We start from the raw sequence: 16,357 nt of genomic DNA on the forward strand, positions 1-16,357 counted from the left end.
ATACACAAAAAAATAGGGATTTAAAATCCCTATCTTAAGCTTATCACAAGCCCACACTTACTAAAAGTGCATCATCTACTTTTTTCATATCTATATCTGTCATATGACCTATTTTTTCTTTCAATCTTCTTTTATCTAGAGTTCTTATCTGTTCAAGCAATACTACCGAATCTTTATTAAGTCCATAGGCTTCCGATGAAATTTCCACATGAGTTGGAAGTTTTGCCTTATTTATCTGGGAAGTAATTGCTGCTACTATTACCGTAGGACTGTATTTATTACCAACATCATTTTGAATAATGATTACTGGTCTTATTCCTCCTTGTTCAGACCCCACTACAGGGCTTAAATCAGCATAAAATATATCTCCTCTTTTTACTATTGTTGTCATCAGCTAAATCACTCTCCGAAAGCTTTGCTTCATATTCTTTAAAATCTTTCATGTCATTTGCAAAGCCCATTTCTGCAAATTCTAGATTAAGTTGTGCCATCTCCTTATAACCTTTTTCCATTGCTGATATATTTGATCTCTTTTTCTCTTTAATATATAATATGATAGCTTCTCGAATAAATTCACTGCTTTTTTTGCAATCTTCTTGAAGTACTTTATTCAATTCATTATAGAGTGTTTCTGAGAGGTTTACCACTAATCTCTTTGAATTTGACATATAAAAATTAATACCTCCTATTAACTTAAGCGAAATATATACATATAAATTATAGTCCTAAAGCCATTAATGTGTCAAAGAAATTATCTGTATTTTCCCCATTTTTCTACTTGTATTTTTTACAAATAATCTCTTATTATTGCAAATATATTGTACTATTATGTATTATAAACATACAATTTTAATTTAATATGTACTACGTATAAATTAATAAAAAGCGATTTAATATATATCTCTATAAAGTATTATATCCAAATATACCTATATTTAATATATTATAAAAAATAAATTTATTTATCCGCACGGCTATTAATTATTTAACTTACATAAAATAATAAATAAATAGTTACTGGATATTTTACCAAGCATAATTAAAATTTTCATAGAGACTGCACACTTAATTTAAATATATGTAATTTTTGTGGAATTTATAATTATTATTAGACAGTAAAGGAAACTTTCCTTTACTGTCTTGCAAAAAACTATTTGAAATTATATATAGTTTCTAACCTTGATGATTTTTCCATCTTTAATATAAACTCTAGGAACTCTTTTACTTATCATGCACAATAATTCATAATTAATGGTTCCCAACATTGGAGCCATATCATCAACATCAAATTTAAGTGTTCCATCACTTCCCATAAGTATTACTTCGTCTCCTACTTTTACATCTTCTATTTCAGTAATATCTATCATGCATTGATCCATACATATGTTTCCTACTACTGGTGCAAACTTTCCATTAATTATAACTTTTGCTTTTCCAGATAGCATTCTAGTATATCCATCTGCATATCCTACTGGTAATGTAGCAATAACACTCTTTCTTTCAGTTCTAAATTTTCTTCCATACCCTATATATTCACCCTTTTCAAGAGTTTTTATGTGCATTATATCTGCTTTCCAAGTCATAACCGGTTTTATATCTAACATTTTCTTATCAACTTCTGTTGATGGATAATATCCATAAAGTATTATTCCAGGCCTTGCTCCTTCATAATGTGTTTCTGGCAATTCCATTATTGCCGCACTATTAGCTATATCTCTCATATTTATTTTTACGCCTTTTTCTTGCAGCTTTTCACAGAAGTAATTATACTTTTCAAACTGTTTATGAGAATAATCCTTGTCCAATTCATCAGCAGTGCAAAAATGTGAGAATAAACTTTCTATTTCAATATTAGGAAGTTTGCTTATTTTGTATACCTCTTCTATGCTATCTTCATTAGGCAAGAAACCAATTCTACCCATACCGGTATCTACTGCCACATGTATCTTAGCAACTTTATCTTTAGCTTGTGCTGCTTTAGATAACTCACTAGCATACTCATAAGAAGTTACTGCAGGCTCTATATCATATTCTAATAAATCATCCATTAGTGTATTTGGTGTAAGTCCCAATATCATTATATGACAGGAGATCCCACTCTTTCTCAACTCAATGCCTTCACTTAATACAGCTACAGCTAGCCTTGTAGCACCATTTTCTAAAAGTACTGGGGCTACCTCTAAAGCACCATGACCATAAGCATCAGCTTTTACGACACCTATTAGCTCCTTACTTTTTGATTTTTTTCTAATACTTTTCATGTTATATGTAAGGTTATCCAAGTCAACCTCCACCCATGTAGATCTAAAATTTCTAAACATAAATATCCCACCCTTCCAAAATAAAGTAAAAATTTTAATATGTTTTCCATACATATTAATTATACAATATTTTTAATACATATATCATTCAAATTGTTTAAAAAATTAAATTTATTTCAATTTTAATAACTCAACCTTGCAAAATTCACACAAAATTTAGCTTTTCTAATCTATAACAAATAAATTCTTATTCAATTCCGTATTAAAATTGAAATTAGAATATTCTACTTTAATTTTTTCACTATCTTTCCAATCATATATGCTCAAGTGTTCCGGTTTTTCATTATCTACATTTATATACAGATTAGCCTTACTAATATTTTTATTATTACCTGGAATATCCAAACCTATAACTTCATATTTTTTATTATTTATAGTTTTTAAAGATACTTTTATTTTTTCATTAGTATAAATAAGACCTATATATTCACCTATAAAGCTCAATTTAAATACACTATCAAAACTTTTATCCGTACTATACTTAAATCCACTTTTTAAATCTTTTACAAATATATTATTATCCTTGTACACCATTATTCTATTATTTTCAAGTTCAAATCTATATCCATATCTTTTATCATAAAATTGTTTTCCTTTATAACTTACAGTTTGTTTATCATTCTGTATTTTCATATCCACATCGCAGCTATAACTATCTAGATTTTTAAAATTCTGAATAATTTTTTCTGATTTATCCTCATTATTCTTGCATCCTGATAATAACAAAAAAAATAAAAAGAACATAGTAGTTACTATTAATAATTTTCTTCTCATCTTATTCCCCCTAAAAAACATTTATAATAGAGAGTATTAATTCATCATTAATAATATTCCTATATGTTCTTTTATAATAAGCTTTAAATGTTATTCTCTATTCTTGTAATTCTTTAATTATAAATGGTATGTTATTTAATACATGTGTAGCATTTACACAAAACATTTCTTTTGACAGTACCTCACCACAATATCCATGAATAAAAGCTGATATACAAGCTGAATCCATACTATTATATCCTTGACCTATGAACGAAGCTATCATGCCCGTAAGACAATCCCCCATTCCTCCTGAAGCCATAGAACTATTCCCTGTAGGATTAATTATTGTACTATTCCCATCTGTAATTATAGTGTTATATCCTTTCAAAAGTATTACAACTTTATTCTCCTTAGCAAAAGCTTGAGATACCTCTAATCTATGTTCCTTTATATAATCTATAGACAAACCTGTTATCCTTGACATTTCTCCTAAATGAGGAGTTAAAATAATTTGGCAGTTTCTATGTGCTAAAATATCTAAATTATCTTTCAGTACATTTATAGCATCTGCATCTATAACTACTGGATTTTTAGCCCTATTTAAAACATTTTTCAATATATTAAGGGTACCTTCGTTATTTCCCATGCCTGGTCCTATAGCTATAGCATCACTTTTATCTACAAGCTCTTTAATTCTATTTTCTTCTTCAAAAGAAACAGTCATAGCTTCTACTAACTTGGAACTTAGTATAGGTTGAATTTCTTTATGACAACATAGTGTTACGAGGCCTGCTCCACTTCTCACAGCACCTTCTGAACAAATATATGCTGCTCCAGTAAATCCTTGCGATCCTGCAAATATAGTAACCTTTCCATAATCACCCTTGTAACAATACTTATCCCTTTTTATCAAATTATTTTTTATCATATTTCTATCCATAATAAATTCATTATTATGAAACTTATTTATGGCACTCTTTGGTATTCCTATTTTCTCTATAATTATTTTTCCTGTCACTTTGTCTGTTCCATAGTTTAAAAATCCTCTTTTATACAGTTCAAAAGATACAGTTTTATTAGCCCTTATACATTTACCTAATATCTTTCCTGTATTGCTATCAAAACCTGATGGAGCATCTACCGAAATAATGTACTTGCTATTTTCATTAATTATAGATATAACCGACTCAAATATACCTTCTACATTTCTTGATAATCCTGTTCCAAAAATGGCATCTATGGTTACTTGATTTCTTTCTATACAATCTCTTAATTCATTAATATCTTCTAAATTATCTACTTTATTAATATTGATTCCCATATTCTTTAATATATCATAATTAATTTTACAGTCAGGCTTCATATTTTCTTTTCCGCCTACTAAAAATACTTCCACATTTTTGTTCAAAATATGTAAATGCCTTGCTATAGCAAATCCATCTCCACCGTTATTTCCTTTAGTACACACTATACAAAAACTATCATACTTGTCTAGATCTATATTCTTTACAACTTTTAAAGCTGCATTTTCCATTAAAACAATTCCAGGTATATGTAATTCATTTATGCAATAACTATCTATCAGCCTCATTATTTCTGATGTTGCAATCTTCAAATTTATCTACCTCCATTGTAGCATAAGCTATGGCATTATCTAAGCTATGGGATATACTTACATGAATTTTATAATTACCACACTTTTGTGCTATCATTTTTGCTTTTCCTCTCAATACAACTATAGGCTTCCCAGAAGCTGTTCTATCTATTTCAATGTCTTTAATTTCAAATCCACTGAAACCAGTACCCATAGCTTTAACTACAGCTTCTTTTGCTGCAAACCTTCCAGCAACAAATTCAGGTCTTAGATTTCTCACCTTAAAGTACTCTATCTCATTCTTACTAAATAATCTATCTATAAAATTTGTATGTTTCTCCATAGCTTCCTTAATTCTTCTTATCTCAACTATGTCTACCCCAACACCTAAAATCAAAACATCACCCCCATGTGTTTTATTAAATATTAGTCTTACTTAATATAATAAAATAAAATTATCCATTTTAAAAGTACAAACTACTATCTTTAATTAGTACTACAAAGAAAAAAAGAGGATTTTTTCCTCTTTATTTTGTAAATATTTTAATAAGCAATATATTTTATTTCTTTATCAAAATCAACTATATAATCATCAATATTTTCACCTAACACATCAACTAGATGTACAGGTGATACACAATTGTCATATAACAATTTTAATAAATTATGAACCTTATACCTTTGAGTACTTATGCTTTTAACACAGTCTCTTTCTATATTTACTAACTTATCCTCTACAAAATCCTGTCTTTCAACTTCAATGCCATATGACTGTACCTCTGTGGTATCTATTCCATATGTTATTGAAAGTTTACCTTTTAGTAGTCTGTAAAAATAATTATACCTCATTTTTTCTGTCTTTTGAGTTCTAACCAGATTTTCTACTATCATGATTTTGCCCCCCCATAATCAACTTCAACACTATCTTAGCACATACTTTAAAAAAAATATGTCATTTCATGATAATGTTACTTATAACTTATCCCTCTTATATGACATCAAAAAACTTGTAACACCAAATCTAACAACTTTGAAATTCCTTAAATGTAATATTTTTCATATTTTAACGTGTAGTATTGTCGAAACTACAAATACTTTGACTACATTTTATCTAAATGACAATTAATAGCTTCTACTAAAACTTCTTCCTCAATTCTTGTAAATTTGCATATATCCTCCAATATCAGTATTGCTGCAACTAATAATAAACATTGATTGTCTTCACACTTTTCCAAATTATAAAGCCGCCTATACTTATCTACTGTTTCTTTTTTACATTTTATGTCACTATACATACTTTTTAATGCGTTATTTAGTTCATTAAAAGATAATATTAAAAAGTCTTTTTTAGATTTTTTATTACCATTTACTATGTATTTAACTATTTTATTCAAAGAATCTTGTTTATAATGTCGTTCCATGTAAATTTTGTAACTGTTGGCCAAATACCTTCCTATTATGTAACTGTCTATTAAAGCTATTTCACCTTTGGTACTAAATATTATTGTTGCTTCTATATTGGATTTTCCTTCATTTCCTATTTCTTTAATCATTTCATCTATTTTGGTATTAAAAAAAGTAGTAAATTTAGAATCTAAAATAAAATACTCTAATTCTTTACTAGAACACTCCGTTATAAAATCATAAAAATTCTTATAAATTTTTTTCATATAGTCTTTACGATTCAATCTATCACCCTCTAGAATAAGTTTTTAGTTCAGACATACATTTTATATTATTACTAATTTTTTTTTTAATATACTATAAAATTAATTATAAATCCTCATTAAAAAAAGCTATGAAACCCAGGTTTAACCCCTTAGTTTCATAGCTTTTTTCATATATTGTACTAAGAAATATTTTTATGAAATTTTTCCTTTCCTTCTCTATCGAAAGCTAAGGTTGCATTTAGCTCCCCTCCCATAACCACAGTAATTGATACAAGAAACAACCAAGTTAATAATATTATTACAGCGCCAATACTTCCATATATTTTAGAATAATTGCCAAAGTTATTTACATAAAAGGCAAAACCAATGGATACTAATATCAATCCAATAGTAGCAAATATTGCACCAGAACTCACTTCTCTCCACGTAAGTCTTCTACAGGGGGTATAATGGTATAATGCTGCCAAAATGAAAATAGTTAGTACAATAATAATAATATATCTTACTATGTGCCACATAATTTTAAATTCCTCTGAAAACCCTAAATTCAATGCCAGAGAATTTCCAATTATTTGACCAAAAACTAATAAAAAGATCATAGTAAATATGGCAATTACCAATCCTATAGTACACAATACAGCTATAAATTGGACTTTTAAGAAACTTCTATGTTCCAACTCGTCATAAGCTTTATTCAATCCTTTAATAACACCGTTAAAACCACTTGAAGCTGACCATATTGTAAAAATTAAGCTAAAAGACATCAGATGAGGATTTTTATAATCTACCACCTCTATTATAGTATTCTTAATTAACTCCAAAGCACTTCGTGGAATAATCCTATTTAATCCTGCTAGCACATCTTGGCTATTAATAGAACTATATCCTAGAACAGTCATGAGAAATATTAAAAATGGAAAAAAGGCAAATATCAAACTGTACGCAAGTTGAGAAGATAATGACAATACATCATCTTCATTAAATCTAAACATTAAATTTTTAATATCTTTAACCACTTGTTGCCCCATAACGTGCTCGCTCCTTTAACTCCTATATTATTCATCAAAAATTTTAAATAATTATTTTATTCAGAATATTGACTTTTCTTAATAGATATAGTATTATTTAATTAATCAATAGACAACCTCTAGACACAAAAACATATCTATTGATAATAAATAGAATCGAGGTGATACCGCCAGAAACTTAAGGTTTTATTCAATATTTTAATCTGTAGAAAGAAGAGGAATATACCAATGGGCATTTAATATTTTTTATATTATGTCTAGTAGGTTCTAATTCAAATAATATATTCCCTTAAATTTAATCTTTCTATTCTAATTTTCTATAAGTATATTTTTTTAAATATATTAAATTAAAGTATTGAATGTATTGTTAAGTTAAATCGAAGTTAATAAAAGTAAATTTTTCTATATACCTGTTAATGGTTGTTCAGGATTTTAGATGATTACTATAGAAAGGATGGTTGTTAGAATTCAAATAGTTGAAAATGAGTTTATTGAATTAGAATCTACTTAGCAGCTGGTCTGTATATGATAAGGGCATATATAAACCAGCTGCTATATATTTTTTGATATTATTTTGCAACATAATACTTTTTCTTAATGTTACTCAAAATTTAAAGTCGATATTTTTCTATCTTCTCCTAAGAAAGTGTTTTCAAATATATTTTTTGCATTTAAAATATATTCTTCAGGATTTGCAAGTGATGGACTAAAATGAGTAAGCCACAATTCTTTTACTTCAGCTTCCCTTGCCATTAAAGCAGCTTCCGAAAAAAGCATATGCCTATTTTCTAAAGCTTTTGGAAGTTTTTCATCATCTCCATACATCCCCTCACATACAAACAAATCTGATTTTTTTACAAATGAAATAAGTTCTTCTGTAGGTCTTGTATCTGTGCAATAGCTTAACTTTAATCCTCTTCGTTCCTCACCTAATACCATGTCTGGTGTATATACTTTTCCACCTTCTTTTATATTCTCTCCCTTTTGAAGTAAATTCCATAAATTTAGAGGTACATTATTAAGCCTTGCTTTTTCAACATTAAATTTTTTGCTTCTATTTACATTTACACTATACGCAAGACAAGGCATAGTATGATATGCAGGTTGTGCCCATAATTCCATATCACCAATTTGAATTATCTTATCTTCAAAATAGTTTTCATCGTCAGTTGGAAGCTCTATTAAATCTACATAATAAGGAAGTACCGGAGATACTACTGTAAGCCCTTTCACTATTGTACTTAATCCTTCTGGTCCAACTATATACAGAGGTTCCTTACGTCCAGAATTTGCTATAGTAAGCAAAAGCCCGGGAAGCCCAATTACATGATCAGCATGATAATGAGTGAAACAAATTACACTTATATCTTTAAATCCCCAACCTAAAATTTTCATAGACACTTGAGTTCCTTCTCCACAATCTATCAAAATTTTTTTCCCCTTATAAGATATTAAGAGCGAAGTAAGATTTCTATTAGGTGTAGGTACATTTCCACCACACCCAAGCAAACAAATATCAACCATAACATACCTCTTTTCTTAAAAACTACTTATTTTTTCATATAGTTTTTGCATAATTTAATTGTATCATGCGCTACTTTTATATGTAAAACTTTTATATGTACTGTATGGTTATGTGATTTACAAATAACTTAACTTGCAAGTCTTTGCATTGCGATATGCTTATATTAAACGAAAATTTTCTATTTGGAAAAGTTATGTAATAATAAAGTAACTTTTCTAAAAATTCATATTTATAGCAAAATTACTTTCTTTTTACTCCATATTATTCTATAATTAATAATTAATAGTACTTTTAAAAAACATGGTATTTAGGATACCAATCATGAATTAAATAGAAAACGATAACATTAAATTTATCATTAAGTTCTTTTAAAATTAATCAAATTTTATTTAATCCATAAATAAACATTTCCAAAATCCAATAAATGACAATTTGTCAATATTAATTAGGGGGTAAAACTTATGGTAAACAGATTTATTTTAAATGAAACATCCTATCATGGATCAGGAGCCATTAATAGTATTGCCGATGAAGCAAAAATAAGGGGTTTTAAAAAAGCCTTTGTATGCTCAGGACCTGACTTAATTAAATTTGGTGTAACTAAAAATGTACTTGATGTACTGGACAAAAATGGGTTGACATATGAAGTATTTTCGGACATCAAACCAAACCCAACTATCCAAAATGTCCAAAATGGCGTAGAAGCTTTTAAATTATCTGGTGCTGATTATATCATTGCTATTGGTGGTGGTTCTCCAATGGATACTGCAAAAGCAATTGGCATAATTATAAAAAATCCTGAATTTGCTGATGTAAGAAGCTTAGAAGGTGTTGCTGATACTAAAAATAAAGCTGTTCCTATTATTGCAATCCCAACTACAGCTGGTACTGCAGCAGAAACAACAATTAATTATGTTATCACTGATTCAGAAAAAAATCGCAAGATGGTATGTGTAGATCCTCATGATATACCAATAATTGCAATAATCGATCCCGATATGATGTCATCTATGCCAAAGGGTTTAACAGCAGCAACAGGCATGGATGCACTAACACATGCTATTGAAGGATATATAACAGCAGGTGCATGGGAACTATCTGATATGTTCCACTTAAAAGCAATTGAAATTATTTCACGTTCTTTAAGAAGTGCAGTTGATAATACACAAGAAGGTAGAGCAGGAATGGCACTTGGTCAATATGTAGCTGGTATGGGATTTTCCAATGTAGGTCTTGGTATTGTTCATTCTATGGCACATCCTCTTGGAGCACTTTATGATACACCCCACGGAATTGCCAATGCAATTATATTACCGACCGTTATGGAATATAATGCAGAAGCAACTGGTGATAAATATAAATACATAGCACAAGCTATGGGAGTCAAAGGAACTGAAAATATGACTGTAGAAGAATATAGAAAAGCTGCTATAGATGCAGTTAAGAAACTATCAGAAGATATTAAAATTCCTAAAGACTTAAAAGAGATTGTAAAAAAAGAAGATATTCCTTTCCTAGCACAATCTGCTTATGATGATGCATGTAGACCTGGTAATCCAAAAGAGACAAGCGTTGCAGATATTACAAAATTGTATGAATCTCTTATTTAAAAAAAGTAATAAAAATGACTCTAGCACAATATTTTATTGAGCTAGAGTCATTTTTTTAATAATTTATTGATTTGTAAAAGTCTGTCTTTTCTATCTTTTAAATTGTAATTTCTATTTTAGTCAAATTAAGTTCAAAACCTAATTCCAAGAAAACTTTTTGTATGAGCATTCAAGCAATTAAGCACCTTTTCTTTCTGCTTCACCTATGTTATTAAAATTGTCCTCTCCTTGTTGCAATAAACTATGCTTATGTGAATACGCTGCATAAACAATTATGCCTAATGCAACTGATACACCAAAGTACAACCATGTTGTTTTTGATAAACTAAGCATAAGAAATACACAACATACTACTGCTATTAAAGGTAATACCGGAACTAAAGGTACTGTGAACTTTCTTTCTAATTTTGGATGAGTTTTTCTAAGTACAATTATTGATATAGCTACAAGTGAAAATGCTGCTAGAAGAATCATGTTTGTCAAATCTGCTAATTGTTTTATATCTGCAACACCAGCTAATACAGCGCCTAAACATCCTACTACCCAAGTTGAAAATACAGGAACATTTGTTTCCTTATTTACACTACAGAACTTTCCTGGAAGCAATCTATCACGACTCATTGAAAATAATATACGTGATGCTCCGTAAACGTATGCAAGTACTACGGCTAAAATACCAATAACTGCACCTACTGAAAGTAAAGAAGCTGCCCAACTTTGACCTGTAGAACTTAACGCATAGGCCATAGCATCACCAACATTTAATTTTCTGTAATCAACCATTCCAGTTAAAACTAAACTAACTATAACATATATAAGTGCACATCCTAGCATTGAACCAATAATACCTCTTGGTAGGTTCTTCTGAGGATCTTTTACCTCTTCAGCAGAAGTTGAAACTGCATCAAAGCCTGCGAAAGCAAGGAATACAGATGCTGCACCAGCAAATACGCCCTTAAAACCAAATGGCATAAATGGCTGCCATCTTATTGGTTTTATAAAAAATGCGCCTACAATTATGAATAACGCTATAACCGCAAGTTTTGTAAATACCATAAAATTATTTATCTTCTTGCTTTCTTTTGTTCCTCTAGATAATAAGAAAGTAATAATTAATACTACAACAACTGCTGGAATATTCATTATTCCACCTTGACTTGGAATACTTGAAAGAGCTGCTGGCAGCTTAATTCCAAATTCTTTTAGTAAACTAATAAAGTATGATGACCAACCACTAGCTACAGTTGCTGCGAGCACTGTATATCCAATAAAAAGCGTCCAACCAACTAAATGAGCAATGAATTCACCTAAAGATACATAAATGTAAGCATATGCACTTCCTGATGTCGGAATTGATGATGCAAATTCAGAGTAACATAAAGCTACAAGTGTACAAGCAATTGCAGATGCAATAAATGATAAAACTACAGCAGGACCTGCATCTCTTGCAGCTACAACACCTGCTAGTACCATTACTCCAGTTCCAATTGTTGCTCCAATACTCATTATTGTTACATCAAATGCACTTAAAGTTCGTTCTACAGAACTACTTTTATTATTGTCTAAAATGGAATTTACGTCTTTTTTTCTAGCAAATAATTTCATATGATGACCTCCTTATAAAATATAAATAAAATTTTTTAAGTAATTTATTTGAGTAATTAGTTTTTCAATTAGATAAATTGCAATTAACTTTATTGGTTATTGCATAATTGATTATAATAGGCCAACTACAAAATACTTCAAATTGCTTCAAATGACTTCAAAATACTTAACAAAAAAATAAAATGTTTTTAAAAATTTAGAATTTTTAAAAACATTTTATTGAATGTTATGAAATTATAACCAATACATGTAGGTATTGACATGTAACATTTGATAATTTTTTAATATTCTTCACACTGAAGTAATAGTCCTTCAAAGAACTTATTTATTATTACTTTTCCACCAGTTTTATTTTTTCCCTTTATATAATCCATTTCAGCTTTAACACTTGCAAAATCAAACATACCCTTGGAGTAATCCTGAAAGCTTTCATTATAATAATCTTCTATTCCTATGTATGCAAGATTAGTTAACCCAGTTTTAATTGCTCTTCTTATTCTTTGTTGTATTGTTTTAGGATTGTCTCCAAGCATAGAACTTAATTCATTGAAATTACATTCATCAAAGGATTTTTTTGTTTCCAATAGATAAATGCAAATTTTTATAATATCGTTTGTTCCTTTTTCCCCCAACATACCAAATCTACTTAAAACATGTTTGATTATTTTAATATTATTGTCCTGTGGCTTTTTTTGAGGATTAACGTCTTTAAATACTTTCTTTATATTATTAAGCATATTTTCAATTTCAATTCTTTCTGCTACCTTGCTTGTAACCTTTTCCACCTCAATTTTATTAATAGGCTTGCTAATAAAAAACTCAATACCAGAATTATAAGAATCTGCCACCAACTTTACATCTGATACCTGAGAAATCATTATAAACTTAATCTTTGGTTTTAATAGCTTTACTTCTCTTACTAAACTATTACCATCTAATTTAGGCAAAAGCAAGTCAACTAGTACAATATCCGGGTTGCAAACTAGTATTTCTCTAAGAGCTGTTTCTCCATCATTAGAGCTGCCTATTACTTCACCTGACCCATTTTCTTTAAGCAAATTAGTCAATATCTTAACAATGCTCACATCATCATCAATAATATAATATTGCACAATATTTACCTCCTAAATGAACTTATTGGTATTTTTACTGTAAAGGTTGTACCTTCGTTTTGTACAGACTCCACAGATATGCTTCCTTTAAAAATATTCTGAGTCAAGTCCTTTACTAATGTAAGACCTATTCCTCTACATATGCTGCCACTTTTATCATACTTTGTAGAAAAACCAGGATTAAATATAAAATCCAAATTACCTTCATTTATGCCTGTCCCATTATCAGATACAATAAAAACATATTCATCTCCCTGATCCACAATTTGCAATTTAATTAATCCTTTTTCATTGCTATCTATAGCTTCTATGCCGTTAAAAATAAGATTTCTTATAATTGATACTAAATAAAAATGTTGAGAAACATAAAAATTACATTCCACCTTAAAATCAAGCTCAATATTTAAGCTTTTTGCTATTATGTAATCCTTTGTATATATTTCTAAAATACTTATAATATCTTTTATCTTCATATGTTCAACATCTATTTTCTCATTAGACATTTCTTCAAGCCCTCTCATAACTCTGATATAGTCCTTTTTAATCTCATGGATATCTTTAGCAATATCAAGTGTAAGATTTTTTAGTTCTTCAGAATAATGATTTTTAGAAACTATCTCATATACTGAAAAAGACTTTTTCATTACATCTTCTATTTCAGATGCATTCTTATTCATAAAATATATTTCACTTTTAAAACTTGAAGTTAACAATATCAATTTTCTGTAACGTTCCTCATGTTCTTCTTTTACAAGAAATGAGTTATAATATTTCATTAATATTAGTATAATCAAAACTACTAAAGTTCTTACAATCGCTACTAGTAAAAGAGCTTTGATCATATTGCTGTTTTCTCCACTTATTCTAGTTCGAATACTTATTTCAACAACATTTGAAATAAAATCACAACAAAACACTGAAAGTATAAATCTTGTTAAATCCTTTTTTCCATTTTTATAATATAAAAAATAAAACAGAATTCCAAAAGTGGTAAAAAACATTATTTCAGGTGTAGTTATTCTAATGGTTTTCATAAAGTCCATATTACTGCAATAAACCCACACTGATCTACAAAATGTTGTAGATATACCCGTAAGTATTGCTGTTTGTATTGGATTCAATTCAGTATAATTGTAAAGAAATACAGAAAATATAATTACTGAAAGGGCTATAGTAAAATCTTGAATTAAAAAGCCAAAATAAATCTGAGATGCTATAGCTACACCAATTACAACTGTTAAAGTACGCTTTAATTTTTTCATATTATGAATTTTCCTTTCATTTTTTTAAAGAAATTTAATAGTTCAAAGTTTATCAACAGGTGCAGCAAATATTGCAACTCCATATATAAAAATCCCAAAATACTTTTATAAAGTACTTTAATATAACAAAAAGAATACATCATAAACTTATGCATGTCAAGGCATGGAAATAGTTGTGTTAATGCCTGTTATAAAACTATCATTACTTTTTTATTGCATACTTATTTAAACATATTAAATAAGTTAGTAGCATCTAAATTCTAACCTATTTATTGCAGTTAATGTTTTTAATGCTGTGTAAAAATTCTTTTACAAATTTCTAAATATGTACACTTTTGATGTTTAGTAATATTATTACAACTATGGAATATTTTTTGTCAATCTAAGAGTATTGATTTTATAACTATAAAGGGTTAAAGTATAATAAAATACAAAATGGGGGAAAGAGGTGGTTTATTTATGGAAACAAAATTAGAAAAAAGATATGGTCTAATCACAGCTATAGCTATGGTAATTGGTATAGTTATAGGCAGTGGTGTCTTTTTTAAAGCTGAAAAGGTTTTAAACGCAACTGGTGGAAGCCTTACCCTAGGTATCCTGGCTTGGATTATAGGCGGTATTATTATGATTTCTTGTGCTTATACTTTTGCTGTAATGGCAACTAAATATCAATACGTAAATGGGGTAGTAGACTATGCCCAAGCTACTTTAGGGAAAAAATATGCATATTATGTTGGATGGTTTATGGCATTAATTTACTATCCAACATTAACATCAGTATTAGCATGGGTTTCTGCTAGATATACTTGTGTATTATTTGGATTTCCAATTACAGGTGGAGAATGTATGACTATTGCATGTTTATATTTAATAGCAAGCTTTGCATTAAATGCATTATCTCCTGTTTTAGCAGGTAAATTTCAGGTTAGTACAACCGTCATAAAACTTATTCCATTAATTTTAATGGCTATAATTGGTACAATAGCAGGTGTAGGCAATGGTATGATTAAATATAACTTTACAACTGTAGTAAAACAAGTTAATCCTTCCACTGGACTTTTTACAGCTGTTGTTGCTACAGCATTTGCTTATGAGGGATGGATCATTGCCACAAGCATCAATGCCGAACTAAAAGATGCAAAGAGGAATCTTCCAATAGCTCTTGTTGGAGGAACTTTTATAACTATGGCAATTTATATACTTTACTATATCGGATTATCCGGAGCAGTAGCAAATAAAGTTATGATGGCAGGCGGCGAATCAGGAGCTAAATTAGCCTTCCAGACAATTTTTTCATCGCTAGGTGGTTCTTTGCTATTTGTATTTGTTATCATTTCTTGTCTTGGAACTTTAAATGGATTAATGCTTGGATGTACTCGTGGTATTTATTCATTAGCAGCAAGAGGTCTTGGTCCAAAGCCAAATATATTTAAACAAGTTGACAGTATTACAAACATGCCAACAAATTCATCTATATTTGGATTGCTTCTTTGCGGTATATGGCTATTGTATTTCTATGGTGCTAACTTAACAAAGCCTTGGTTTGGATTTTTTTCTTTTGATTCTTCAGAATTGCCTATAGTAACTATTTACGCGATGTATATTCCTATTTTCTTTATGATGATGAAAAAAGAAAAAGATTTAAGTTCTTTCAAAAGATTTGTAGCACCTACTGTTTCTTTAATAGGATGTATTTTTATGATAATTGCTGCATGTTTTTCTCATAAAATTGCAGTTGTTGCATATCTAATTATCTTTGGAATTATAATGATTTTTGGTAGCATATTTTCTAATAAAAAAACTGTTGAATAGCATTAATAAGTACTATAGTATCCACATCTAGAAACATTATGAAGTGCACCCCCAATTTAAGC

15 protein-coding genes are annotated in these 16,357 nt (G+C 29.0%); 2 read left to right on the forward strand and 13 right to left on the reverse strand.

Annotation, left to right across the window (positions count from 1 at the left end; all coding sequences use genetic code 11):
* Positions 1–43: 43 nt before the first annotated feature.
* From Ccar_RS19310 to Ccar_RS19355, 10 genes are all read right to left on the reverse strand, one after another.
* Complete coding sequence (locus tag Ccar_RS19310; RefSeq protein WP_007059241.1) at positions 44–391, reverse strand: type II toxin-antitoxin system PemK/MazF family toxin; 348 nt, start codon at positions 389–391, stop codon at positions 44–46.
* Positions 351–668 (reverse strand): CopG family ribbon-helix-helix protein, encoded by a 318-nt coding sequence (locus Ccar_RS19315; protein WP_007059240.1) that lies wholly within the window; start codon positions 666–668, stop codon positions 351–353. Before Ccar_RS19315 ends, Ccar_RS19310 begins: the two co-directional genes overlap by 41 nt.
* A gap of 492 nt (positions 669–1,160) precedes the next feature.
* The gene (gene alr / locus Ccar_RS19320) at positions 1,161–2,321 is read right to left on the reverse strand and encodes an alanine racemase (RefSeq protein WP_007059239.1); all 1,161 of its coding nucleotides are present in this window, start codon (positions 2,319–2,321) and stop codon (positions 1,161–1,163) included.
* A 165-nt stretch (positions 2,322–2,486) separates the two neighbouring features.
* Complete coding sequence (locus Ccar_RS19325; RefSeq protein ID WP_242852175.1) at positions 2,487–3,095, reverse strand: germination lipoprotein GerS-related protein; 609 nt, start codon at positions 3,093–3,095, stop codon at positions 2,487–2,489.
* Between the two features lie 97 nt (positions 3,096–3,192).
* On the reverse strand, positions 3,193–4,692 hold the full coding sequence (locus Ccar_RS19330) for an NAD(P)H-hydrate dehydratase (protein ID WP_007059237.1): 1,500 nt from the start codon (positions 4,690–4,692) through the stop codon (positions 3,193–3,195).
* On the reverse strand, positions 4,652–5,068 hold the full coding sequence (gene acpS / locus Ccar_RS19335; protein WP_007059236.1) for a holo-ACP synthase: 417 nt from the start codon (positions 5,066–5,068) through the stop codon (positions 4,652–4,654). Before acpS ends, Ccar_RS19330 begins: the two co-directional genes overlap by 41 nt.
* Positions 5,069–5,214: 146 nt before the next feature.
* Entirely contained in the window at positions 5,215–5,562 is a 348-nt protein-coding gene (locus Ccar_RS19340) for a DUF6514 family protein (RefSeq protein ID WP_007059235.1), read from the reverse strand.
* 209 nt (positions 5,563–5,771) lie between these two features.
* On the reverse strand, positions 5,772–6,359 hold the full coding sequence (locus Ccar_RS19345) for a hypothetical protein (RefSeq protein ID WP_007064355.1): 588 nt from the start codon (positions 6,357–6,359) through the stop codon (positions 5,772–5,774).
* A 161-nt stretch (positions 6,360–6,520) separates the two neighbouring features.
* The gene (locus Ccar_RS19350; protein ID WP_007063626.1) at positions 6,521–7,369 is read right to left on the reverse strand and encodes a YihY/virulence factor BrkB family protein; all 849 of its coding nucleotides are present in this window, start codon (positions 7,367–7,369) and stop codon (positions 6,521–6,523) included.
* A 600-nt stretch (positions 7,370–7,969) separates the two neighbouring features.
* On the reverse strand, positions 7,970–8,893 hold the full coding sequence (locus Ccar_RS19355) for a ribonuclease Z (protein ID WP_007063625.1): 924 nt from the start codon (positions 8,891–8,893) through the stop codon (positions 7,970–7,972).
* Positions 8,894–9,355: 462 nt separating this feature from the next.
* Between Ccar_RS19355 and fucO the strand changes: the two genes are divergently transcribed.
* Positions 9,356–10,504 carry a lactaldehyde reductase gene (gene fucO / locus Ccar_RS19360; RefSeq protein WP_007063624.1) on the forward strand — a complete coding sequence of 383 codons (1,149 nt, stop codon included), beginning with the start codon at positions 9,356–9,358 and terminating at the stop codon, positions 10,502–10,504.
* A gap of 177 nt (positions 10,505–10,681) precedes the next feature.
* On the opposite strand, the gene Ccar_RS19365 is transcribed toward fucO, so the two are convergent.
* The 3 genes from Ccar_RS19365 to Ccar_RS19375 form a co-directional block, all read right to left on the reverse strand.
* Positions 10,682–12,109, reverse strand: a complete 1,428-nt coding sequence (locus tag Ccar_RS19365; RefSeq protein WP_007063623.1) for an APC family permease — start codon at positions 12,107–12,109, stop codon at positions 10,682–10,684.
* Between the two features lie 281 nt (positions 12,110–12,390).
* Entirely contained in the window at positions 12,391–13,221 is an 831-nt protein-coding gene (locus Ccar_RS19370) for a DNA-binding domain-containing protein (protein WP_007063622.1), read from the reverse strand.
* 5 nt (positions 13,222–13,226) lie between these two features.
* Entirely contained in the window at positions 13,227–14,483 is a 1,257-nt protein-coding gene (locus Ccar_RS19375) for a sensor histidine kinase (RefSeq protein WP_007063621.1), read from the reverse strand.
* A gap of 459 nt (positions 14,484–14,942) precedes the next feature.
* Between Ccar_RS19375 and Ccar_RS19380 the strand changes: the two genes are divergently transcribed.
* On the forward strand, positions 14,943–16,295 hold the full coding sequence (locus Ccar_RS19380; protein WP_048030350.1) for an APC family permease: 1,353 nt from the start codon (positions 14,943–14,945) through the stop codon (positions 16,293–16,295).
* Positions 16,296–16,357: the final 62 nt, after the last annotated feature.

It is taken from the genome of Clostridium carboxidivorans P7, from assembly GCF_001038625.1.
In the GTDB taxonomy this organism is placed as follows: Bacteria; Bacillota; Clostridia; order Clostridiales; family Clostridiaceae; genus Clostridium_AM; species Clostridium_AM carboxidivorans.